The 20,989-nt window shown below is 68.2% G+C and carries 19 protein-coding genes and 2 tRNA genes; 3 read left to right on the forward strand and 18 right to left on the reverse strand.

All coding sequences use genetic code 11. The annotated features are described in order from the left end of the window. Positions 1-75: 75 nt before the first annotated feature. From OHB24_RS41030 to leuC, 4 genes are all read right to left on the reverse strand, one after another. Positions 76-657: an HU family DNA-binding protein gene (locus OHB24_RS41030; RefSeq protein WP_327636368.1), complete on the reverse strand. Its 582-nt coding sequence runs from the start codon at positions 655-657 to the stop codon at positions 76-78. A gap of 168 nt (positions 658-825) precedes the next feature. Continuing rightward, a complete protein-coding gene (gene corA / locus OHB24_RS41035) occupies positions 826-1,992 on the reverse strand; it encodes a magnesium/cobalt transporter CorA (RefSeq protein WP_327636369.1) in 1,167 nt (388 codons plus the stop codon). A gap of 270 nt (positions 1,993-2,262) precedes the next feature. After that, entirely contained in the window at positions 2,263-2,862 is a 600-nt protein-coding gene (gene leuD / locus OHB24_RS41040; protein WP_327636370.1) for a 3-isopropylmalate dehydratase small subunit, read from the reverse strand. Between the two features lie 14 nt (positions 2,863-2,876). After that, positions 2,877-4,301, reverse strand: coding sequence for a 3-isopropylmalate dehydratase large subunit (gene leuC, locus OHB24_RS41045; protein ID WP_327636371.1), 1,425 nt, complete (start codon positions 4,299-4,301; stop codon positions 2,877-2,879). Between the two features lie 108 nt (positions 4,302-4,409). Between leuC and OHB24_RS41050 the strand changes: the two genes are divergently transcribed. Beyond that, a complete protein-coding gene (locus OHB24_RS41050) occupies positions 4,410-5,129 on the forward strand; it encodes an IclR family transcriptional regulator (protein WP_130387568.1) in 720 nt (239 codons plus the stop codon). A 1-nt stretch (position 5,130) separates the two neighbouring features. Here the strand turns inward: OHB24_RS41050 and OHB24_RS41055 are convergent, their stop codons facing one another. From OHB24_RS41055 to OHB24_RS41095, 9 genes are all read right to left on the reverse strand, one after another. Then, positions 5,131-5,514, reverse strand: a complete 384-nt coding sequence (locus OHB24_RS41055; protein ID WP_327636372.1) for a VOC family protein — start codon at positions 5,512-5,514, stop codon at positions 5,131-5,133. A 9-nt stretch (positions 5,515-5,523) separates the two neighbouring features. After that, entirely contained in the window at positions 5,524-6,516 is a 993-nt protein-coding gene (locus OHB24_RS41060) for a LacI family DNA-binding transcriptional regulator (RefSeq protein ID WP_327636373.1), read from the reverse strand. Next, positions 6,500-7,417, reverse strand: a complete 918-nt coding sequence (locus OHB24_RS41065; RefSeq protein WP_327636374.1) for a nucleoside hydrolase — start codon at positions 7,415-7,417, stop codon at positions 6,500-6,502. Before OHB24_RS41065 ends, OHB24_RS41060 begins: the two co-directional genes overlap by 17 nt. An 8-nt stretch (positions 7,418-7,425) precedes the next feature. Next, positions 7,426-8,244: a carbohydrate ABC transporter permease gene (locus OHB24_RS41070; RefSeq protein WP_327636376.1), complete on the reverse strand. Its 819-nt coding sequence runs from the start codon at positions 8,242-8,244 to the stop codon at positions 7,426-7,428. Next, positions 8,241-9,101 (reverse strand): carbohydrate ABC transporter permease, encoded by an 861-nt coding sequence (locus tag OHB24_RS41075; RefSeq protein WP_327636377.1) that lies wholly within the window; start codon positions 9,099-9,101, stop codon positions 8,241-8,243. The genes OHB24_RS41070 and OHB24_RS41075 overlap by 4 nt, the downstream gene beginning before the upstream one ends. Further along, complete coding sequence (locus OHB24_RS41080) at positions 9,098-10,411, reverse strand: sugar ABC transporter substrate-binding protein (RefSeq protein WP_327636378.1); 1,314 nt, start codon at positions 10,409-10,411, stop codon at positions 9,098-9,100. The genes OHB24_RS41075 and OHB24_RS41080 overlap by 4 nt, the downstream gene beginning before the upstream one ends. Positions 10,412-10,472: 61 nt before the next feature. Further along, positions 10,473-12,887, reverse strand: a complete 2,415-nt coding sequence (locus OHB24_RS41085; protein WP_327636379.1) for a YfhO family protein — start codon at positions 12,885-12,887, stop codon at positions 10,473-10,475. Next, positions 12,884-13,816, reverse strand: a complete 933-nt coding sequence (locus tag OHB24_RS41090; RefSeq protein WP_327636381.1) for a glycosyltransferase — start codon at positions 13,814-13,816, stop codon at positions 12,884-12,886. Before OHB24_RS41090 ends, OHB24_RS41085 begins: the two co-directional genes overlap by 4 nt. After that, the gene (locus OHB24_RS41095; protein WP_327636382.1) at positions 13,801-15,162 is read right to left on the reverse strand and encodes a DUF2079 domain-containing protein; all 1,362 of its coding nucleotides are present in this window, start codon (positions 15,160-15,162) and stop codon (positions 13,801-13,803) included. Before OHB24_RS41095 ends, OHB24_RS41090 begins: the two co-directional genes overlap by 16 nt. A 91-nt stretch (positions 15,163-15,253) precedes the next feature. Here OHB24_RS41095 and OHB24_RS41100 point away from each other — a divergent pair, with 91 nt between their 5' ends. Together OHB24_RS41100 and OHB24_RS41105 are read left to right on the forward strand one after the other, a co-directional pair. Further along, positions 15,254-15,931 (forward strand): response regulator transcription factor, encoded by a 678-nt coding sequence (locus tag OHB24_RS41100; RefSeq protein ID WP_327636383.1) that lies wholly within the window; start codon positions 15,254-15,256, stop codon positions 15,929-15,931. After that, positions 15,924-17,402, forward strand: a complete 1,479-nt coding sequence (locus OHB24_RS41105; protein ID WP_327636384.1) for a sensor histidine kinase — start codon at positions 15,924-15,926, stop codon at positions 17,400-17,402. Before OHB24_RS41100 ends, OHB24_RS41105 begins: the two co-directional genes overlap by 8 nt. Before the next feature lie 17 nt (positions 17,403-17,419). Here OHB24_RS41105 and OHB24_RS41110 read toward each other — a convergent pair. The 5 genes from OHB24_RS41110 to OHB24_RS41130 all read right to left on the reverse strand — a co-directional run bounded on the left by OHB24_RS41110 (position 17,420) and on the right by OHB24_RS41130 (position 20,961). Next, a tRNA-Glu gene (locus OHB24_RS41110) sits at positions 17,420-17,495 on the reverse strand. Between the two features lie 78 nt (positions 17,496-17,573). Beyond that, positions 17,574-17,645: transfer RNA gene (locus tag OHB24_RS41115), tRNA-Gln, on the reverse strand. Between the two features lie 118 nt (positions 17,646-17,763). Continuing rightward, entirely contained in the window at positions 17,764-18,675 is a 912-nt protein-coding gene (locus OHB24_RS41120) for a CPBP family intramembrane glutamic endopeptidase (RefSeq protein WP_327636385.1), read from the reverse strand. Beyond that, a complete protein-coding gene (gltX, locus tag OHB24_RS41125) occupies positions 18,675-20,180 on the reverse strand; it encodes a glutamate--tRNA ligase (RefSeq protein WP_327636386.1) in 1,506 nt (501 codons plus the stop codon). Before gltX ends, OHB24_RS41120 begins: the two co-directional genes overlap by 1 nt. Beyond that, positions 20,173-20,961: a fumarylacetoacetate hydrolase family protein gene (locus tag OHB24_RS41130; RefSeq protein ID WP_327636387.1), complete on the reverse strand. Its 789-nt coding sequence runs from the start codon at positions 20,959-20,961 to the stop codon at positions 20,173-20,175. The genes gltX and OHB24_RS41130 overlap by 8 nt, the downstream gene beginning before the upstream one ends. Positions 20,962-20,989: the final 28 nt, after the last annotated feature.

Genomic DNA, 20,989 nt, shown 5'->3' on the forward strand with positions numbered 1-20,989 from the left:
CGGTTGCTCTGAACAACAGCGAAGGCCGGTCAACCCTGGAATGGGGTGACCGGCCTTCGCTGTTGTGCGTGAAGATCAGCGAGCGGTGCGCTTCGCCGCGGTCTTCTTGGCGGGGGCCTTCTTGGCCGGCGCCTTCTTGGCAACGACCTTCTTGGCCGGCGCCTTCTTGGCTACGGTCTTGGCCGGGGCCTTCTTGGCAACGGTCTTCGCCGGAGCCTTCTTGGCGACCGTCTTGGCCGGGGCCTTCTTCGCGACCGTCTTCTTCGCAGCGGCGGTCTTCGTTGCAGCGGCCTTGGCCGGAGCGGCCTTCTTCGCCGGGGCAGCCGCCTTGGTGGCGGTCGCTGCCGGCTTCGGGGCTACCAGCTTCGGCAGCTTCTTGGCACCGGAGACAACGGCCTTCAGCTCCGCACCCGCGCGGAACTTCGGAACCGTGGTCTTCTTGGCGCGCTTGGTCTCACCGGTCCGCGGGTTGCGCACGATGCGCGCACCACGCTCGATGGCCTCGAAGGCACCGAAACCGGTGATGGCGACCTTGCCGCCCTTCTTGGTCAGCTCGCGCTGGACGGTGTCGATCACCGACTCCAGTGCGTGCTGGGCCTGGCGGCGGTTTCCGTCGAAGTGCACTGCGAGCGCTTCGACCAACTGGCTCTTGTTCACTGCTTCCCTCCGTGAACGTAGGCGTCGAGCACAGCGCTCGATCTCACAGGAACGTTATGGACTCAACACGCCGTTCACAAACACCAACGCGGCAATTCGGCCTTGTTTTAGGCGATTCGTGCCACAATTTGGCCCGATTCGGCACTCAGACAAGGTTTTCGGGGTGGTTCAGAGCCAACCGCGGCGCTTGAAGATCTGGTGCAGACCTCCACACACCAAGGCCATCAGGCCGATCGCGAAGGGGTATCCGTACTCCCAGTGCAGCTCCGGCATCTTGTCGAAGTTCATCCCGTAGACGGTGCCGATCAGGGTCGGGGCGAACAGGATCGCCGCCCAGGCAGAGATCCGCTTCACCTCTTCGTTCTGCTCGCTGCTGGCGATCGCGAGGCTCTTCATCTCCTCGTTCTGCTGCTGGGCCACCAGGGTCGCGTTCACGGTCAGGATGTCGCGCAGCAACTCCCGGAAGCCGTCGACCTTCTCGACCACTTCGGTGACGTGGTCGGCCACGTCGCGCAGTGAACGTTGCAGTTCCTCGTCGACGCCGTACTTCTGGAATCCGCCGCGGAGCTGCTCGAGCATGCCGACCAGCGGCCGGGTCGCGCGCTGGAACTCGATCACCTCACGGGACAGTTCGTAGATGCGCCGCGACACCTTCGGGTCACCGCGGAACACCTCGGTCTCGATCTCGTCGATGTCGTTCTCCAGACCGGCGACCACCGGCGCGTACCCGTCGACGACCTTGTCCATGATCGCGTACAGCACCGCCTCGGCGCCGCGGCCGAGGAGTTCGGGGTCGCGCTCGACCCGGCGCCGTACCGCTGCCAGATTGGGCGCTTCGGCGTGCCGGACCGTCACCACGAAGTCCGGGCCGACGAAGAGGTGCACCTCACCGAACTCGACCTCCTCGGTCGCGTCCCGGTACCGCGCGGCCTTCAGTACGACGAACAACGTGTCGCCGTACCGCTCCAGCTTGGGCCGCTGATGCGCCTCGTTGGCGTCCTCGATCGCGAGCTCGTGCAGGTCGAACTCCTGCGCCAGCGAGGCGAGTTCGCGGCGGTCAGGCCGGTACAGGCCGATCCAGGCCAGGCTCTGCGGCGAGGTGTGCAGCGCCGCGTAGGTGTCCGCGAGCGAGTCCGGGGACGCGATCCGGTTGCCGCCGCAGTAGATCGCGCTGTCGACGACGCTGTGTCCCTTGGGCTTCTGCGGATCGCGGGACGGCTTCTCGGCCGGCTCGATCGCGGTCGCGGCAACGGATGCGGCGTGCTTACGGGCGGCGGCACGCAGTGACGGGGTGCGGCTGAACGCACGGAGCGAACGCAGGCGCAGGTCGGACATGAGTCCTCCAGGAGCAGTGTGGTGCGGGTGAGTGATGAGCGCGCACGTCTGCTCGACCCCACAACTGCTGGCGACTCTGCGACTTCTAGAAGAAGGAGGTCCCCGAAGGTCGAGCGAGACCGGTATGTCTGGAGGGTTCGCTGCCGTTGTTCATGAGCGTCCCACCTCCTCGGTCTCGCAAGCCTTGTTCTGACAACCACGCAAGGGTAACACCCGAGTTATCGCCCCCGACCGGCCAAACGTTACGGGGGCGCTAACTCTGGTGGAGCTTCAGGCCTTCGCGGGCAGCGTCGCCGGCTTGAAGGACGGCCGGGTCGCTTCGTAGGCAGAGATCTCGTCCGCGTGCGACAAGGTGATGCCGACGTCGTCCAGACCGTTCAGCAGCCGGTAGCGCGTGTAGTCGTCGATCTCGAAGGGCGCCGAGACGTCACCGGCCGAGATCGTCTTGTTCTCCAGGTCGACCGTGACCTTGGTCCCCGGGTCGGCCTCGATCGCGGTCCACAGCTGCTCCACGACGTCCTGCGTCACCAGGGCCGCGAGCAGACCGGCCTTGCCCGAGTTGCCGCGGAAGATGTCGCCGAACCGCGACGACACGACGACCCGGAACCCGTAGTCGAGCAGGGCCCAGACCGCGTGCTCCCGGGAGGACCCGGTGCCGAAGTCCGGTCCCGCCACGAGCACCGAGACACCGTCGTACTCGGGCTGGTTGAGGACGAAGGAAGGATCGTTGCGCCAGGCCGCGAACAGCCCGTCCTCGAAGCCGGTCCGGGTGACCCGCTTCAGGTACACGGCCGGGATGATCTGGTCGGTGTCGACGTTGCTGCGGCGCAGCGGAACCGCCGTACCGATGTGCTGGGTGAAGGCGTCCATGTTTCCTTTGCTCCTCAGGCGTTCGCGGGGACGGCGACGGGCGGCAGGTCCGCCGGAGCGGCGAGCGTTCCGGTGACAGCGGTCGCGGCGGCGACCAGCGGCGACACCAGGTGGGTGCGGCCGCCCTTGCCCTGACGGCCTTCGAAGTTGCGGTTCGAGGTGGAGGCGCTGCGCTCCCCCGGGGCCAGCTGGTCCGGGTTCATGCCCAGGCACATCGAGCATCCGGCGCCGCGCCACTCGGCGCCGGCGTCCTTGAAGATCGCGTCCAGGCCCTCGGACTCGGCCTCCAGCCGGACCCGGCCGGAGCCCGGGACCACGAGCATCCGCGTGCCCTCGGCAACCTTCCGCCCGGCCAGTACGCCGGCGGCGGCGCGGAGGTCCTCGATCCGGCCGTTGGTGCAGGACCCCAGGAACACCGTGTCCACGTGGATCTCGCGCAGCGGCGTACCGGCGGTCAAGCCCATGTACTCCAGGGCGCGCTCGGCGGCGACCTTGTCGTTCTCGTTGTCGAAGTCGTCCGGCGACGGCACGGTCGCGGACAGCGGAACGCCCTGGCCGGGGTTGGTGCCCCAGGTGACGAACGGCGCGATGTCCTCGGCGCGCAGCACGACCTCACGGTCGAAGGCGGCGTCGGCGTCGGTGGCCAGGCTCTTCCAGTACTCGACGGCGGCTTCCCAGTCGACGCCCTGCGGCGCGTGCGGCTTGTCCTTCAGGTACGCGAACGTGGTCTCGTCCGGCGCGATCATGCCGGCCTTCGCGCCCCACTCGATCGACATGTTGCAGATCGTCATCCGGGCTTCCATGCTCAGCGCACGGATCGCCTCGCCGCGGTACTCGACGATGTAGCCCTGGCCGCCGCCGGTGCCGACCTGCGCGATCAGCGCCAGCACCAGGTCCTTGGCCGAGACCCCGTCGGGCAGTACGCCGTCGACCGTGACAGCCATCGTCTTCGGCCGGGCTTGCATCAGCGTCTGGGTGGCGAGCACGTGCTCGACCTCACTGGTACCGATGCCGAAGGCAATCGCCCCGAACGCGCCGTGCGTGGAGGTGTGGCTGTCACCGCAGACCACGGTCATCCCGGGCTGGGTCAGGCCCAACTGCGGGCCGATCACGTGTACGACGCCCTGGTCGGGGTCACCGAGGGTGTGGATCCGGATACCGAACTCCTCGGCGTTCTTGCGCAGCGTGTCCACCTGCAAACGCGACACCGGGTCGGCGATCGGCTTGTCCACGTCGTACGTCGGGACGTTGTGGTCCTCGGTGGCGATCGTCAGATCCGGCCGCCGGACCGGGCGGTTCGCCAGCCGGAGGCCGTCGAACGCCTGTGGACTGGTCACCTCGTGCACCAGATGGAGGTCGATGTAGAGGAGGTCGGGCTCTCCGTCGGCATGGCGCACGACATGCGCATCCCAGACCTTTTCCGACAACGTCCTACCCATCAGACTCTCCTTTGAGATTTGTACAGTGGAGTGCTCTCGCTCACAGTGCTCCGGTGTAGCTCACGGAAGCCACTTGCGTTCCACGATTCGAGACGGCAATATCGTCTCATGGACAACTCTAGCGGAGTCGGTGTTCTCGACAAAGCGGCCCTCGTACTGTCCGCCCTCGAGTCCGGGCCGGCGACCCTGGCCGGTCTGGTGGCGGCCACGGGTCTGGCCCGTCCGACGGCCCACCGGCTGGCGGTCGCGCTCGAGCACCACCGCCTGGTCGGCCGCGACATGCAGGGACGCTTCGTGCTCGGGCCGCGACTCAGCGAGTTGGCCTCCGCGGCCGGTGAGGATCGGCTGCTCGCGACCGCCGGTCCGGTACTGGCGCGACTGCGGGACATCACCGGTGAGTCGGCGCAGCTGTTCCGCCGCCAGGGTGAGTACCGGGTGTGCGTCGCCGCGGCCGAGCGTCCGTCCGGTCTGCGTGACACCGTCCCGGTGGGTAGCCAGCTGACCATGGCGGCCGGGTCGGCCGCTCAAATACTGCTTGCGTGGGAAGACCCGGAGCGGATGCACCGCGGTCTGCACAACGCATCGTTCAACGCTGCCGCGCTGGCCGGCGTACGGCGTCGCGGCTGGGCGCACTCGGTCGGCGAACGCGAGCAGGGCGTCGCCTCCGTCTCTGCACCGGTCCGCTCCCCCAGCGGCAAGGTGATCGCGGCTGTGTCGGTGTCCGGCCCGATCGAACGCCTGTCCCGTCAGCCCGGCCGCATGCACGCCCCCGCCGTCATGGCAGCCGCGGAACGCCTCTCCGAAGCCCTCCGCCGCGCGTCCGAGTAGTTCAGCGCCAGCCGCCGTACGGCACTGTGAGGATTTCGAGGTTGTGGCCGTCGGGGTCGTCCCAGTAGAGGCCGCGGCCGCCGTCGTTGGTGTTGATCTCGCCTTCGCTGCGGTGGAAGGGGTCGGCCCAGTACGTCAGCCCGCGGTCGACGATCCGGGCGTGGATCTGGTCGAACTCCTCCTCGGAGACCAGGAAGGCGTAATGCTGCCGGTGCGGCTGCCCGTGGCCCTCGGCGAAGTCGAGCGTCGTGCCGTTCCCGAGCTGCACCACGGCGAACGGCCCGTAGCTGCTCGGTTCACCGACCCCGAGGATGTAGGCCAGGAACCGCGCCGAGGCGTCCTTGTCGGTGCAGTCCACGATGGTGTGATTGAACTCGACGGCCATTCCACCAGGCTACCCGGATTCGGTGCACCCGCAGGAGATGTTGGGGATCAGCTGGTAATCGAGGACGTGGCGGGCCGCCGGCGGGTTGGTGCGATCGAGCAACAGTTCGACCGCCTGGCGCGCGGTTTCCTCGATCGGCTGGCGGACGCTGGCGAGCGGCGGGATCGTCACCGTGCACTCGCTGGTGCCGTCGAAACCCATCACGGCCACGTCGTCCGGCACCTGCAGCCCGGCTTCCCAGGCCGCGAACAGTACGCCGAACGCCTGCTCGTCCGTCGAGCAGTAGATCGCCCGCGGCGGCCGCTTCTGCTTGAACCACGGCCGTACGGCGTCCCGCGCGGCGAACCGTGACACGGGCGAGGCGACGTACTGCGCCGAGGCCCGCGGATGCGCCTTCAGCGCGCGTTCGATGCCCCTGCGGTGTTCCGCCGTACCGGGTGAATCCTCGGGGCCGGTGACGACGCCGAGGGTCCGGTAACCGTGGGACAGCAGATGGTCCGCCGACGCCTCGGCGCCCGCGACGTAGTCGATCGAGAGCGTGGAAACAGTCACCCCGTCGGGCACCGGATGCAGAGCGACAACGGGTACGCCGGCAGTCGCGAAGCGTCGGATCGCCGGGGCGACGAGCAACGAGACGAGGACGACGCCGTCGACCTTGCGTTCGATGAACGAGCCGATATGGGCCGACTCCTGCTCCGGATCGCCGGCCGAGTCGCCGATCAGCAGCAGGTGGTCGTGCTGCCGTGCGTAGTTCTCCAGGTGTTCGGCGAGCGTGGCGAAGTACGGGTTGCGGATCTGCGGGATGAGCAGCCCGAGGGAGTACGTGCGTCCCGCGCTCAGCGCCCGGGCGAGGATGTTCGGCCGGTACTCCAGCTCCGCCGCGGCCTCCAGCACGCGGCGGCGGGTCTCCGCCGACACGGGCCGGGGGCCGTTGTTGAAGACGTAGCTGACGACCGCGGTGGACGTGCCGGCGCGCTCGGCGACGTCACGTGCGGTCGCCATCGATCTCCCCACGAGCCACAGGGTATGCCGTCCCGGCCGCGACGATCCGTGTCGTGATCTCCTCGGCCACCTGCTCGGCCTCCACAGCGGTGATGATCCGCACGGTGCCTTCCGCAGCAGGCGCGAACGTACTGTGCCCCGCCCGCTCTCCCCCGACCTCGATCGACACTCGTCCGAGCTTGGAGAACGTGAACAGTTCCGGGCGGCTCAACGCGAGCACCGCCACCGGGTCGTGCGGCACGTTCCACGTCTCGTTCCAGTACGCCCACCACTGCTCGATATCCGCCCCGAGCGCGGCACCGAGCGGGCCGGCGGCGCGGATCCGCTCCAATCGCGCCGCCTCGATCGTGACCTGCTGGGTGATCTCCAGCCCCGTGATCGTCGTCGGGATGCCTGCGGTCAGCACGGCCTGCGCAGCCACGTCGTCGGACTTGAAATTGTGCTCGCACACGTCGTCGCCGAACGATCCGCCCATCACCCACAGGTGCCGGATCCACCAGGCCGCCTGCGGTTCGAGGGCCAGTGCGGCCGCCACGTTGGTCAACGGACCGATCGCCGCCACGTCGAGCTCACCAGGTTGCTCGCGGAGCCGGGCTACCAGCCGTTCGGGCGCGCTGTCCGCGCTGATCGTCTCCTGCTCCAGGTGGTCGTGCAGCGTGCCCTCATGGCCGGCCCACCAGACCTCCCGCCCCGACAACGTCTCCACAGCACCCGGTACGACGCTCAGATCGCGGCCCGCGAGTACCCCGTACCGCCGGGCGAGCTGGGCCCGCAACCGGGTGTCGCCGTACACGGTGTGCACCTCGACGAGGTCGAGGTCCGGGCTGCCCAGGAGCTGGGCCAAAGCCATGGCGTCGTCGACGTCGGAGCCGATATCGGTATCGAGAATGATGGATCGCACAGATCTCCCTACTTGAGCCCGGTGCCTGACACGGACTGGACGAAGTACCGCTGGAAGCCGGCGATGACCACCAGCGGGATGACGGTGAGGACCACGGCGCCCGCGAACACGAGACCGTAGTCGGTGAAGTTCTGGCCTTGCAGGTTGGACAGCGCGACCGGGCCGAGGATGTGCTTGGCGTCGGTGCCGATCAGCAGCGGCCAGACGTACGCCTGCCACTGGAAGAGGAACAGCATCAGGCCGGCGCCGATCAGGGCGGGCTTCGACAGCGGCAGGTAGATCCAGCGGAACACCCCGAACCAGCCCAGCCCGTCGAGGCGGGCGGCCTCGACCAGTTCGGCCGGGATGCCGAGGAAGAACTGCCGCAGCAGGAAGATCGCCATCCCGTTGCCGATCCCCGGCAGCACCAGACCCGCGAACGTGTTGGTCAGGTGCCAGTCGCGGAACATCGTCGACAGCGGGATCGCGATCGCGTCGAACGGCACCAGGAAGCTCAGTACGACGATGCCGAACACCAGCCCGCGGCCGCGGAACTGGAACGCCGCGAGCCCGAACGCCGCGGTCGCGCAGACCGCCAGTCCGATGACGACCGTGGCCGCGCTGACCAGGATCGAGTTGAGCGTCGCGCGGCCGATCGAGCTGTTCAGCAGGGCCGAGTAGTTGGTGAGAGTGGGACGCAGCTCGAGGAACGTCTGCCAAGACAGCGGATTGAGGTTGGCGAAGGTCTCCGAGCCGGGGCGCAGCGAGTTCGTGACGACCCAGAGCAACGGCAGGAAGAACAGAATGCCGACGACACCGCCGGCTACCGAGAGGCTGACCCGCTTCACTGGTCACCTCGCAGCAGCCGGAACTGCCCGGCCACGATCGCCAGCGTCAGCGCCACCAGGATGACGACCTCGGCCTGCGCGACGTGGATGTCGCCGATCGCGTACGCGCGGCTGTAGACGTCGTACATCAGCAGGTTGCTGTTGCCGTTCGGTCCGCCCTTGGTGAGGATCTGCACCGGCGCGAACACGAGCAGGTTCGACACCGTGTCGGCGACCAGGACGAACGCCAGCGGACGACGTACGAGCGGAAGGACGACGGAGATCATCCGGCGCCACGGGCCCGCGCCGTCGAGCAGCGCGGCCTCGCGGACCTCTTCCGGGACCTCCTGGATGCCCGCGATCAGGAACAGCATCCAGTACCCGACGCCGATCCAGGACAGCAGGACGATCAGCGACGGCAGCACCTGACTCGGCGAGGTGAGGAACGGCTGCGCAGGCAGACCGAGCCGTTCGAGTACGCCGTTCGCGAGGCCGTCCGGCCGGTAGATGACGCTCCAGATCACTGCCGACACCGCAGGCGGGGTGGCTATCGGCAGGATCACGAGCGTGCGCCAGAGTTTCGCGCCTGCGGCCCGCTGGGTGAAGAGGACCGCGAGCAGGAACGAGACCGCGACCTGGATCGGGTTCACCAGCACGGTGAAGAGCAGCGTCACACCGACCGACTGCCGGAAGTCCTGGTTCGACAGTAGATCCGTGTAGTTGCCCAGGCCCGCGAACACCCGCCCGCCGCGCAGCAGGCTCTCGGCGTAGAAGCTCTCGACCACGGCCGAGATCGCCGGGACGATCCGCAGTACGGCGAGACACACCAACGCCGGGGCCAGGAAGGCGAGGGCGATCAGCCCCTGCCTTTGCTTCACTTGATCGACTTCCAGGCGTCGGTCAGCTGCCTGGTCGCCTCCTGCAACCGGGTGTTCGGGTCGGTCCCGTTGCGGATGTCGGCGAACGCCTTGCCCATGACTTCCTCGAACTGGATGTACCCGACGCTCACCGGCCGCGACACCGCAGTGTGCTCACTCTCGTACGTCGTGATCGCGGCAGCGCCGGCTGTCTTCGCACCGGAGAACTTGTCCATCTGTGGGGTGTACTGCTTCTGCGCCTCGAGGTTCGCCGGGATGATCGTCGTCGTACTCGTGGTGGCCAGGTTGCCGGCCGCATCCAGCGTCGCGAACTCGACGAACTTGCGCGCCATCCCCTGCTGCTTGGACGCCGGGTTGATGCCGAGCGACCACGAACCGGTCGGCGTGACCGGCTTGCCGCCCTGGAAGTACGGCATCGGGGCGACGCCCCAGTCGACCTTCGAGCTGCCGAAGATCTTCAGGTCCCAGGGGCCGCCGACGAAGAACGCGACGTCACCGGCCGCGAACACCGGGCCGGTCTGGAAGCCGCCGATGCCGCGCGGCGACAGTCCGCTCGCGAACGTAGCGCCGTACCACTGCATCGCTTTCTTCCAGCCGTCGGTCTCGACCGCCGGGGTGAGGGCGTCGTCGCCTTCGATGCCGGATCCGCCGCCGAGCGACTCGGCCAGCGGCTGCAGCTGGTAGTACGCCTCGGGCTGTTCCAGGAACAGGCCGTACTTCGTGCCGCCCGACTGCATCGCCTTCCGGCCGGCGGCCTCGACCTGCTCCCAGGTCCAGCGCTGCTCCGGGACCGCGGTCGGCGGCGTCACCTTCGCCTTGGCGAGCGCGGCCTTGTTGTAGAAGAGGAACTGCGTGGAGTTCCACATCGGCAACGACCACAGCTTGTCGCGGAAGTGGTTGGTCTTGTACGCCGTCGCGTTGAAGGACGTCTTCACCTTGGCGTCGAGGTCGCTGAGATCGGTGAGGAAACCCTTCGCGGCGAGCTGCGAGACCCGCGGCTCGTCGACCGTGTAGACGTCGATCCCGGTGTCCTTCGCGCTCAGCCGCTGCTGCATGGTCGCGTTGAACTGGTCGAACGGGATCTGGGTATAGGTCACCTTGATCCCGGGGTTCTTCGCCTCGAAGGCCTTGATCACGGGCTGGTACGTCTCGGCGTTGTCGGTCCCCGTGAACGTGATGGTCCCGGTCTCCGGACCGGGATCGGCGGTCGCGCCGGTGCCGGACGAGTCGTCCGACGAGCCGCCGCAGCCGGCCAGCAGCAGGGCCGCGGCAACTGCCACGGCCGGAAGAGCGAAGAGGTTTCGCCGCACAGCGATCCCCTTTCCTTAAGACGATAGAGCCACAGGCAGGAGAGGTCTAAGCGCTTAGACTCTAAGCGGTTAGACTTCGCGATGTCCAGCGCCTGCGGGTGATTCCGAGCAGCACCAGAGCTAGCAGCGCTAGCACCGCGATCGCCAGGCCGAGGCGCAGACCGGGTGGCTGATAGCTGCACGACACCTCGGAGACACCGGCCGCGACCGGTACCGCGATCAGCCCTGCGTGACTCTCGGGCGGACGGGCAGCGCCGCCGGCGACCGAGCAGTTCCAGCCGTCGATCCAGATCACTCCGACGACGACCTCAGCCGCCGTACCACTCGGAGGCAGCTGGATGTCGAGGGCGTGGCCGGTCGTGTTGATCACGGCTGGGGTCGACTTGAGTTCGTGGATGGCGCCTTGGAGCTTGTCGGGGTGGAGGCAACCAATCGGTTGGGCGGGGAGCTTCGCCCCGATGCCGACGCGGATGGGTACGGCGACGACGCCGTTCGGGCCTACGGTGCCGACTCGAAGCATCGGTGCACCCGCATAGACGCCCGGGGACTTCACCTTCGAGGACAGATTGGTGACCCATCCTTGGCCGGCGACCAGCACCGCGCCGATGAGGTTGGGCGCCGCGAACCACACCTCCGAGCCGGGCGCGCACGAGGCCACCAACCGTGCACCTTTCTCACTGCGGACCGTTGGCACGGTGTAGACGTCCGCACCGAGAGCCGACTCCTGTGCCCCGAACGGTCCGGGATCGTTCGACGACCAAGCCGTTGCTGGTCGCACGGTCACCAACGGAGGTACGTCGTACTTCTCCGCCGCGGATCCGACAACGCGCGCCGCGGTCGCGAAGATCGCGTCGACCACCGGGTTCCGCGGGTCGACCGTGGCCCGACCGTACGAGCTGTATCCGAACCCCAGGTCCACCAACTGCTGCGCCACCCGGTCCGGCATCGTGCTCGAGTAGTACTGCGGACCCTGCCCGCCGATCAGCATCGGGTCGTTGACGGTCTGCTCCGCTCCGGGCCCCGAGCGGTACGTCGGCCAGTCCTCCGCCGACTGCACCAGTGAACGCAGCGCAGTGTGCGCGTCGCCCCACGGCGCTTTCGCGCTCAGGAACTTGCTCCGCCGCGCATCGATCGCCACCGACGCCAGCGACACCTCAGCCAGTACGGCGAGGACGAGAACCGCCACCGCGCCACGCCGTACCCATCCCGGCCACCGACTCGCCAACCCCACCGCGACTGCAACGACGGCCAGCACAGGTACGGCGCGATGCGTCAGTGTTGTCGTGGAGCGGACGTTGTAGGCCACCAGGTACAGCAGCAGCACCGCACCGACCGCTGCAGCGGCTGTCAGCACGGACCGCACCCCAGCGGCCGCGGACATCCAGCCGACGATCACCAGTAACCCGGCGACGACGAAAGCTTGCCGATACGGGCTTCCGTTCGGAGCGTCGAAGCCGTGCCAGATCTCGTGCGTGATCCCGACCTGCAGACTGACCATGGTGAGTGCCACCGTCGCCGTCCATACGATCCGTTCGCGCGCCGCGACCAGCCGGTTGAACGGAAAGCTCACCGCCAGCAGCAACATGACGGTGCCGACCGCAAGCCCCGGCGTCGTTCCCACTCCTTCACTACCGGGCAGCAGCCGGGCCAGGAAGACGACCGGGCGGACCGGGGTGAACACGGCATCCGGGCTCGGCCGGGCGGCACGGACCGCGTCGAACGTCGGCAGCAGCAGCGGAGCCGCGAGCCCGATACCGAGGCCCATGGCAACGATGCAGCGCACCGCACCGGTCAGCCGATGCCGCCACGACACGGTCGCGTCGTACGCGAGCAGGCGCGCGAGCACAACGATCCCCGCACCGATCGTCGCCATGTAGACGGTGTAGAAGTGCGACGTCCATAGCAGCGCGATGACGAACGGCGTCACCAGTAGTGGCAGAGCCGACCGCCGACGCAGGATCCACTCGCACAACAGGCAGATCAACGGGAACGCGACCAGCCCGTTCAGCCAGACACTCATGTACGCCGCATCGTCGATCGCCCACCCGCACGCGCCGTACGACACGCCTGCGATCACCGCGAGCCACACCAGGCCCGGACGCAGCCAACGCAGGTACGTCGTCATCGCGCCGGCCGCGAGCCCGATCGCCAGTACGTCCACCAGGAACAACACCAGGTCGATCCGGTCACGCGGGAACAGCACGGTGATCCAGGACAGCGTGGAGCCGACGTACGCCATGAAGTCGCCCAGGAACGGCACGCCGTACCCGCTCGACCAGTTGAAGAAGAGGTCGCCGACGCCCTGACCGGTCAGGATGTCCCTGTAGTGCGCGTACATCGGGATGACCTGCTGCCCGAGGTCGTTCGTGCTCCGCGGCCCGTCACCGAACGGATACGTGTGCCGAAGGATCCCGCTCACGACGAACGTCAGACCGGCCGCGATCGCGGCCACCAGAGCGGGCCAGTGCCGCCTCATCCGACCCGCCTGCTTTGCGTAGGTGCCGGATACCGCAGGTAGCTCAAGCGCGCGGCGTCCTGCCGGCTCCGGCCGATCGCGTCGAGCAGATAGCCCAGCACCAGCATGAGGATCGCAATCAGACCGATCGAGGACGCGAGGATCGCCGTCGGGAACCGCGGCACCAGACCGGTCCGCAGAAACTCCAGTACGACGGGAGCGCCGAGCACCGACGCCACCACCCCGAGGACCGCCGCGAGCACGCCATGGAACAACGTCGGCCGCTCGAGCCGCGCGAGCCGCAGAATCCATCGCAGGATCCGCAGCCCGTCGCGATAGGTCCGCAGCTTGCTCTCGCCACCTTCCGGCCGCTCCTTGTACCCGACCTCGACCTCCGCCACCGGGACCCGTAGATGCAGCGAGTGGATCGTCAGCTCCGTTTCGATCTCGAACTCCTGCGCCAGCGCAGGGAACGACTTCACGTACCGCCGCGAGAAGGCACGGTAGCCACTCAACATGTCGGTGATGTCCCGGCCGAACAACGTCCCGACGGCACCGGTCAGCATCTGATTCCCCAGCGCGTGACCGGGCCGGTACGCCGCCCCGTTCGAGTGCCGCCGTACGCCGACGACGTGGTCGTAAGGTCCGGCCAGGAGGACCTGCACCAGGTCGGCCGCCCGCGCCGCCTCGTACGTGTCGTCACCGTCGATCAGCACATACACGTCCGCCTCGATGTCCGCGAACGCACGCCGGATCACGTTTCCTTTGCCCTTGCGGGCGACATGCCGGACGGTCGCTCCTGCGTCCGCCGCGATCGCCGCCGTGTCGTCAGTGGAGTTGTTGTCGTACACATAGATGTGGGCCATCGGCAACGAGTCGCGGAGTTCGGTGACCACCTTCCGCACCGCTGCCGCTTCGTTGTAGCAGGGCACGATCACCGCGACAGACATGGACACCCCTTCCCGGTGTCTCGCATCAGGACCAGGTCGCCGTCACGGACAACCACCTCGCCCCGGAGCCTGAGCTCTGGACTGTCGTACGGCGCCAGCGTCCACTCGGTCGCGCGGTTGGCCTTGAGCAGATACACGTCGGTCCGCGACGTCAGATGCGGCGCGATCGTGTCCGTCGTACTCACCGTGGCGCCGTCCGGGATCTTCGCGATCAACCGGTCCGCCGCCGCGGTGAACGCGGTCCGATGCCCTGGTCCGTGTGCGGCCGAGGACTGGAGGAACAGCGTCACGCAGGCCGCTGCCAGCGCGGTGACGATCGCGGGCTGTACGACGCGGCGACGCCGGCCGATCCAGTGCGGTCGCAGCAGGGTCAGGCTGTGGACGAGCGCGCAGAACAGGATCGGCATCAGTACGGCGTCGTAGTGGAAGGTCGGGATCCAGTAGAGGATGTAGGTGCTCCCCAGCCGCCACGCCAGCGTCGGCAACAGCAGCAGCGTCAATGGGGATCTCAGCGCCAGGAACAGCGACGGCAGCAGCAGAAGCAGCACCAGGTGCAACTTGCCCGGGGACAGGAAGTCTCCGGCCAAGGCGGCCTCGGGTGGCTTTAGTCCGCCTGCTCCCAGGTAGCGGTAGTTGCCGTAGGCACTGAAGGCCGGGATGACGACGAAGACGCTGAGGAGCGACGCCGCGGTTCCACCGGCGGCAGTGAGCAGGCCGAGCTGGCGAGTCGCCGGGCGCAAGGCGAGCAGTAGCCCCAGTACGGCGAGCGTCAGCCCGAGGTCCTCCTTGACCAGGACCAGCGGTGCGGCGATCGCGACAGCTCTCCCGGGCCGGCCGTACAGAAACTCGGTCAGCGCGAAGGCGATCAGCGGCACGGCGAACGCGATCTCGTGGAAGTCGAACGTGATCGCGTTCAGCAGGCCCCAGGACAGGCCGTAGCAGGTCCCGATGACCAGGCCGGCTCTGGTGCCGAGCGTCGTACAGGCGAGCCGGGTGATGGGGAACACCGAGACCGCGAACAGCAGCGCCTGCGCGATCAGCAGCGTCTCGGCCGCCGGAAAGAGCCGGTAGAACGGAGCCAGGACGATCAGAATCGGGTGGAAATGGTCGCCGAGCAGGATCAGCTGCGGGTCCCGGACCGTGGACACCGGAAGCCGGCCGTGGGCGTAGCTGCGTACCGCCTGGTCGAAGATGCCGAGGTCGAAACCGCCCGACCGGTACGCCCGGTGCCGCTGCAACGCAAACCAGGAATAGGCGGCGGCGAAACCACCGGCCAGGATCCCGGACGGCCAGGCCCGGGCGCGACGGTCCGCGACCGCTGCGAGAGAACGTGCGACGAGCAGCATGCCGGGAGTATCGGAGCGACCGGCCAAAGGGGGCCTGAAGCAAGCTGAAGACTTCTTCAGGATGGTCCGCAGGACATGCGACTCTTGAGGGGTGCGGCTCTTGGTAGTTGAGGACGAACGTCAACTCGCGGCGGCGTTGAAGTGGGGCCTGGAGTCGCACGGTTTCACCGTCGACGTCGTACACACCGGCCCCGAGGCGCTGTGGGCTGCGGACGAGAACACGTACGCCGCGATCCTCCTCGACGTGATGCTGCCCGGCCTCAACGGCTACCGGGTGTGCCAGAGCCTCCGCCAGAGCGGCCACAGCACACCGATCATGATGCTGACCGCCAAGGACGGCGAGTACGACGAGGCCGAAGGCCTGGACACCGGCGCCGACGACTACCTCACCAAGCCATTCTCGTACGTCGTCCTGGTCGCGCGGATCCGCGCGCTGATGCGGCGGGGCGGCGCGGCCCAGGGCACGTTGGAGGTCGGCGACCTCCTCCTCGACCCCGCCGCCCGGACCTGCCGGCGGGGCGAGCGCACGATCGAGCTGACCGCCCGGGAGTTCGCGATCCTCGAGTGCCTGGCCCGGCGCCGCGACCTGGTCGTCACCAAGCGTGAGATCCTCGAACAGGTCTGGGACGCCAACTACGACGGCGACGTGAACGTCGTCGAGGTGCACGTCAGCTCGCTGCGCCGCAAGATCGACCAGCCGTTCGGGCGGCAAACGCTGCAGACCGTCCGCGGGATGGGCTATCGCCTCACCGGCAGCCACCATGCGTAGCGTCCGCGTCTCGACCGCCACCCGCGCCGCCCTGGTAGCAGGCCTGATCGCCGCGCTCCTCGCCCTCGGCTTCGCGGTGTGGATCCACCACCAGATCTACACCTCCCGCTACCACACCCTCGAACAGAAGGCCGACCAGGACCGGAGCCTGCTCGCGGAGGAGATGCGGACCTACAAGACCCTCAGACCGCAGGCTGACCTGACGTTCCAGCCGGTCGATGCGGCCTACGAGATCATCGACGACTCGGGCCGGGTCCTCGAGGTGGGCCAGGTTCTCGGCCCGTTCGGCCGGACTCCGATCGCGCCTGCCCCGCACCCCGGCGCCCCGGAGAACGACAGCAGGTTCGTGACCGTTCGCGCCCTCCCGCTCAACGCGCCGTGCACGAGCCGGCAGCCCCCTGCCTATTGCGACGTCGCCAGAGGAATGGCCGGCCGCCGCTTGTGGACGAGCCGGGAGATCGTGCCGTTGGAAAGGATCAAGGAAGGGAGCGCTCCGGGGCGAAGCGTGGTGGTCTCGGTGTTCGTGCTGCCATTCGAGGCCGAGGAGGCTGCCGCCGAGGTGGACCGGGTGCTCGCGCGGACGCTGCCCTTGGCGGTGCTGCTGATCATGATCGGTGCCTACTTCGGGACGCGGCTGGCGCTGCGGCCGGTGGAGCGGATGCGAGCGCAGGCAGCGGCGACCAGTCAGCGGAACCTCCACGAGCGCCTGCCGGTTCCCTCGACCGGGGATGTCGTGGCCCGGCTCGCGACGACCCTGAACGACACTCTCGCGCGGCTGGAGGCGGCCGCCGAGCAGCAGCGCGGCTTCGTCGCCGATGCAGCACACGAACTGCGCAGCCCGATCGCCAGTCTGCGCACCACCTTGGAAGTGGCCAGGGAGCATCCGGACCGGGCGGACTGGCGTCAGGTGAACGACGCCGCAGTCCGCGAGATCCACCGGTTGCAGCAGTTGGCCGACGACCTGCTGCTGATGGCGCGGCTCGACGCCGATCGGTCGACCTCCCGCACGCCCGTCGACCTCGCCGAGCTGGTTCGGCGGCAGCTCGCCCGACGCCTCGGCGAAGGGCCGGACCTCGGGTTCGAATCGGCCGAGTCCGCGATCGTCGACGGTGACGCCCGGCAGCTGGATCGGCTGGTCCGCAACCTGATCGACAACGCGATGCGGCATGCCCGGACCACCGTGACCGTGCGGATCGAGGAGCAGCCCGGGTACGTCGTACTGCAGGTCGACGACGATGGGGCCGGGATCAAGACCGCGGACCGCGAGCGGGTGTTCGAGCGGTTCACCCGGCTGGACGAAGCGCGCAGCCGCGACGCCGGCGGAGCAGGACTAGGGCTGGCCATCGCACGGGAAATTGCTCACGGCCACGACAGCACTCTGACGGCCGCTGAAGCTCCCGCCGGCGGTGCTCGATTCACGCTGACCCTGCAGGCGCCGGCCGGACAAACGAAAACGCCCCCCACCGAGTGATGGGAGGCGCTCGACTCTGGTAGCCCCGACGGGATTCGAACCCGCGCTACCGCCTTGAGAGGGCGGCGTGCTAGGCCGCTACACAACGGGGCCAGAGGTGTGTCATCCGGTCCTCACGGGCCGGGCAACGAGGTTGAACTCTACCGATTTTCACCGGTGCGGTCCAATCCGCTGGGGTACTAGGACTCGAACCTAGACTAACTGAACCAGAATCAGACGGGCTGCCAATTACCCCATACCCCAAAGGCATTTCACTGGGTCGAGAGTTTGTTTCCGCCCTCATCAACCCGGCTCGGAGAGCTTACCCGAGGCAGGGACCGGACAGCAAAACGGGCCCCCTTGCGGCGGGTTGTCACTCCCGTCACACCCGTCCCGGGCCGCCGACCGGCAACGCGGTCAGCGGCAACCCGGATTCGGCCGCCAGCTTCATCCGCCCGGACATCCACCACGCGATCGCACCGAACGCCACGAACTTCACCACGTCGACTGCAACCAGCGGCCACGGCGCGTCCTTCACGCCGAGGCTCGCCCCGACCGTGTCGGTCATCGCGGCGAACACGAACGTGACCACGTTGTTCGCCGCGTGCGACGCGATCCCGGCCTCCAGTCCGCCGGTCCGGACGACGAGCAGTCCCGCGATCAGACCGAACACGAGCCGGTCCACGAACAGCGCCGGGCTCTCCCACGGCCAGATCCCGTGCGCGGCGGTGAACAGCACCCCGGTGACGATCACCGCCACCAGCGAGGTCCGGACGAACGACCCGACGGCCTGCAGCAGGTACCCGCGGAAGAAGTACTCCTCCCCCGCGGCCTGGATCGGCGAGGTCAGCAACGTGACCGCGATGACCGCGATCGCGTCCGTCGCCATGCCGCCGCCGTGGCGCTCGCCGGTGGCGAGCGGGACGTCGAAGACCTGGATGATCGTGAACGCCACCAGCTCGAGCGCGACCGACACCAGCGCGAACCAGGCCAGCGGACGCCACCGCAGCCGGCCGACCACTGACGACAGCAGGCCCGGTGTCTGCTTGTTCAGCGCCCGCGCGACGAGCATCGACAGCGGGATCAACGAGATCAGGGTCAGGTTGATGCCCAGCAACCCGAACCAGGACAGCGTCCCCTCCGGGTCCTTCCGGATCGAGATCTGCACGGTCTGGATCACGAGGCCGGTGATCATCCAGCCGACCAGGATCGTGAACGAGCCGAGGACGACGAACGCACGCGGCGTGACGTCGTTGTCGAGCAGCCGCTGGTACGGCGTGGTCTGCTTGCTCATCACGTCGTACGGCGTGCGCGCTCGAGCCGGTGCAGGGACTTCTCCCGCCCGAGCAGTTCCAGTGACTCGAACAGCGGCGGCGAGATCCGGCGGCCGGAGATCGCGACCCGGACCGGGCCGAACGCGTTCTTCGGCTTCAGCCCGAGCCCGTCGATCAGCGACGCCCGCAGCGCGGCCTCGATCGCCTCGGTCGTCCACTCCACGTGGGCAAGCGCCTTCGACGCGGCATCCAGTACGGCAACGGCGTCACCGGTCAGGACCTTCGCGGCGGCGTCCGGGTCGACCGTGAACCGGTCCTCGGAGACGAACAGGAAGCCGAGCATCTCGTCGGACTCCGACAGCGTGTCCATCCGCTCCTGCACGAGCGGTACGGCGGCCCGCAGTACCGCGAGCTGCTCCTCGGACGGCTGCTCCGGAAGCACCCCGGCCGTGGCCAGGAACGGGATCATCCGCTGCGCGAACTCCTCCTGGGGGAGCAGCCGCATGTGCGCGGCGTTGATCGCCTCGCACTTCTTCGGGTCGAAACGGGCCGCGTTCGAGTTCACCTTGCGGATGTCGAAGGCCTCGACCATCTCCGCCATCGTGAACACGTCGCGGTCGTCGGCGATCGACCAGCCGAGCAGCGCCAGGTAGTTCAGCAGCCCCTCGGGCAGGAACCCGCGGTCGACGTACTCCGTCAGCCCGGACCCCTTGTCCCGCTTGGACAGCCGCTTGTTCCCCTCGCCCATCACGAACGGCAGGTGCCCGAAGCGCGGCGTCCGGCCGCTGCCGACCCCGATGTCCGCGAGCGCCTCGTACAGCGCGATCTGGCGGGGTGTCGACGGCAGCAGGTCCTCGCCGCGGAGCACGTGGGTGATCTCCATCAGCGCGTCGTCGACCGGGTTCACCAGCGGGTAGAGCGGGTAGCCGTTCGCGCGGACCAGGACGTAGTCGCCGAGGTTCTCCGGCAGGAAGGTGATCTCGCCGCGGACCAGGTCGTCGAACACGATCGGGTGGTCCGGCATCCGCAGCCGCACCACGGGCCGCCGGCCTTCGTCGACGTACGCCTGGACCTGCTCGGGCGAGAGGTCGCGGCAGTGGCCGTCGTACCCGCTGTGCTGACCGGCCGTGCGGGCGGCCTCGCGGCGCTGGTCGAGCTCCTCCTGCGAGCAGTAGCAGTGGTACGCCTTGCCGGCCGCCATCAGTTTGGCGACGACGTCCGAGTAGATGTCCATCCGCTCGGACTGCAGGTACGGACCGAAGTCGCCGCCGGCCTCGGGGCCCTCGTCCCAGGTCAGGCCGAGCCAGCGCAGCGCGTCGTACGTGTACCGGTAGCCCTCCGCGGTGTTGCGAGCCGTGTCGGTGTCCTCGATGCGGAGCACCAGCTTGCCGCCGAAGTGCTTCGCGAAGGCCCAGTTGAACAGCGCGCTGCGGATGTTGCCGACGGTCAGAAGGCCGGTCGGGGACGGTGGGAACCGGACCCTCACGGCACTCGGCTCCAGGTCGCCCAGTACGGCGTCAGTCACGCACGATCACCTTGTTCGTGAGGGTTCCGATTCCTTCGATGCTGACCGAGACCTCGTCACCGGGCAGCATCGGGCCGACGCCCGCCGGGGTACCGGTGAGCACCACGTCACCGGGCAGCAGCGTGGTGAAAGCGGTGATGTAGGCCAGCACCTCGGGGATGTCGAAGATGAACTGCGACGTCCGCCCGTCCTGCTTGGGCTCGCCGTTCAGCTCGGTGCTGACCCGCAGGTCGGACGCGTCGAGCTCGGTGGTGATCCACGGACCGAGCGGGCAGAACGTGTCGAACCCCTTGGCCCGGGCCCACTGCCCGTCGCTCTTCTGCAGGTCGCGCGCGGTGACGTCGTTCGCGATCGTGTAGCCGAAGATCACCTCGTTGACCCGCTCCTTGGGCAGGTCCCGGCAGATCCGGCCGATCACGATCGCGAGCTCGCCCTCGAAGTGCAGGTCGTTGGTCTGCTCCGGGTAGACGATGCCGTCCCGCGGGCCGATCACGCTGGTGTTCGGCTTCAGGAAGATCATCGGCTGCTGCGGTACGTCGTTGCCGAGCTCCTCGGCATGTGCCGCGTAGTTGCGGCCGACGCAGACCACCTTGCTGCGCGGGATCACCGGCGCCAGCAGCCGGACGTCCGCGAGCTGCAGCTTCTCCCCGGTGAACTGCGCCGACCGGTAGAGCGGGTCCGAGTCGAGGACGTTGACAGTACCGACGAGGCCTTCGGGGTCGTCGGTCTCGACGACGCCGTACTTGGGCTCGTCGTCCACGGAGAATCTGGCGATACGCACGGGCCGAGCCTACCGGGGCGCTAGATGA

It is taken from the genome of Kribbella sp. NBC_00482 (assembly GCF_036013725.1).
Lineage (GTDB): Bacteria > Actinomycetota > Actinomycetes > Propionibacteriales > Kribbellaceae > Kribbella.

What these genes read in the sequence shown, in the direction of transcription:
- corA (WP_327636369.1), bottom strand. Translation starts at nt 1,992, where the DNA reads ATGTCCGACCTGCGCCTGCGTTCGCTCCGTGCGTTCAGCCGCACCCCG.
- leuD (WP_327636370.1), bottom strand. Translation starts at nt 2,862, where the DNA reads ATGGACGCCTTCACCCAGCACATCGGTACGGCGGTTCCGCTGCGCCGC.
- leuC (WP_327636371.1), bottom strand. Translation starts at nt 4,301, where the DNA reads ATGGGTAGGACGTTGTCGGAAAAGGTCTGGGATGCGCATGTCGTGCGC.
- OHB24_RS41050 (WP_130387568.1), top strand. Translation starts at nt 4,410, where the DNA reads ATGGACAACTCTAGCGGAGTCGGTGTTCTCGACAAAGCGGCCCTCGTA.
- OHB24_RS41055 (WP_327636372.1), bottom strand. Translation starts at nt 5,514, where the DNA reads ATGGCCGTCGAGTTCAATCACACCATCGTGGACTGCACCGACAAGGAC.
- OHB24_RS41060 (WP_327636373.1), bottom strand. Translation starts at nt 6,516, where the DNA reads ATGGCGACCGCACGTGACGTCGCCGAGCGCGCCGGCACGTCCACCGCG.
- OHB24_RS41085 (WP_327636379.1), bottom strand. Translation starts at nt 12,887, where the DNA reads ATGAGGCGGCACTGGCCCGCTCTGGTGGCCGCGATCGCGGCCGGTCTG.
- OHB24_RS41090 (WP_327636381.1), bottom strand. Translation starts at nt 13,816, where the DNA reads ATGTCTGTCGCGGTGATCGTGCCCTGCTACAACGAAGCGGCAGCGGTG.
- OHB24_RS41095 (WP_327636382.1), bottom strand. Translation starts at nt 15,162, where the DNA reads ATGCTGCTCGTCGCACGTTCTCTCGCAGCGGTCGCGGACCGTCGCGCC.
- OHB24_RS41105 (WP_327636384.1), top strand. Translation starts at nt 15,924, where the DNA reads ATGCGTAGCGTCCGCGTCTCGACCGCCACCCGCGCCGCCCTGGTAGCA.
- OHB24_RS41120 (WP_327636385.1), bottom strand. Translation starts at nt 18,675, where the DNA reads ATGAGCAAGCAGACCACGCCGTACCAGCGGCTGCTCGACAACGACGTC.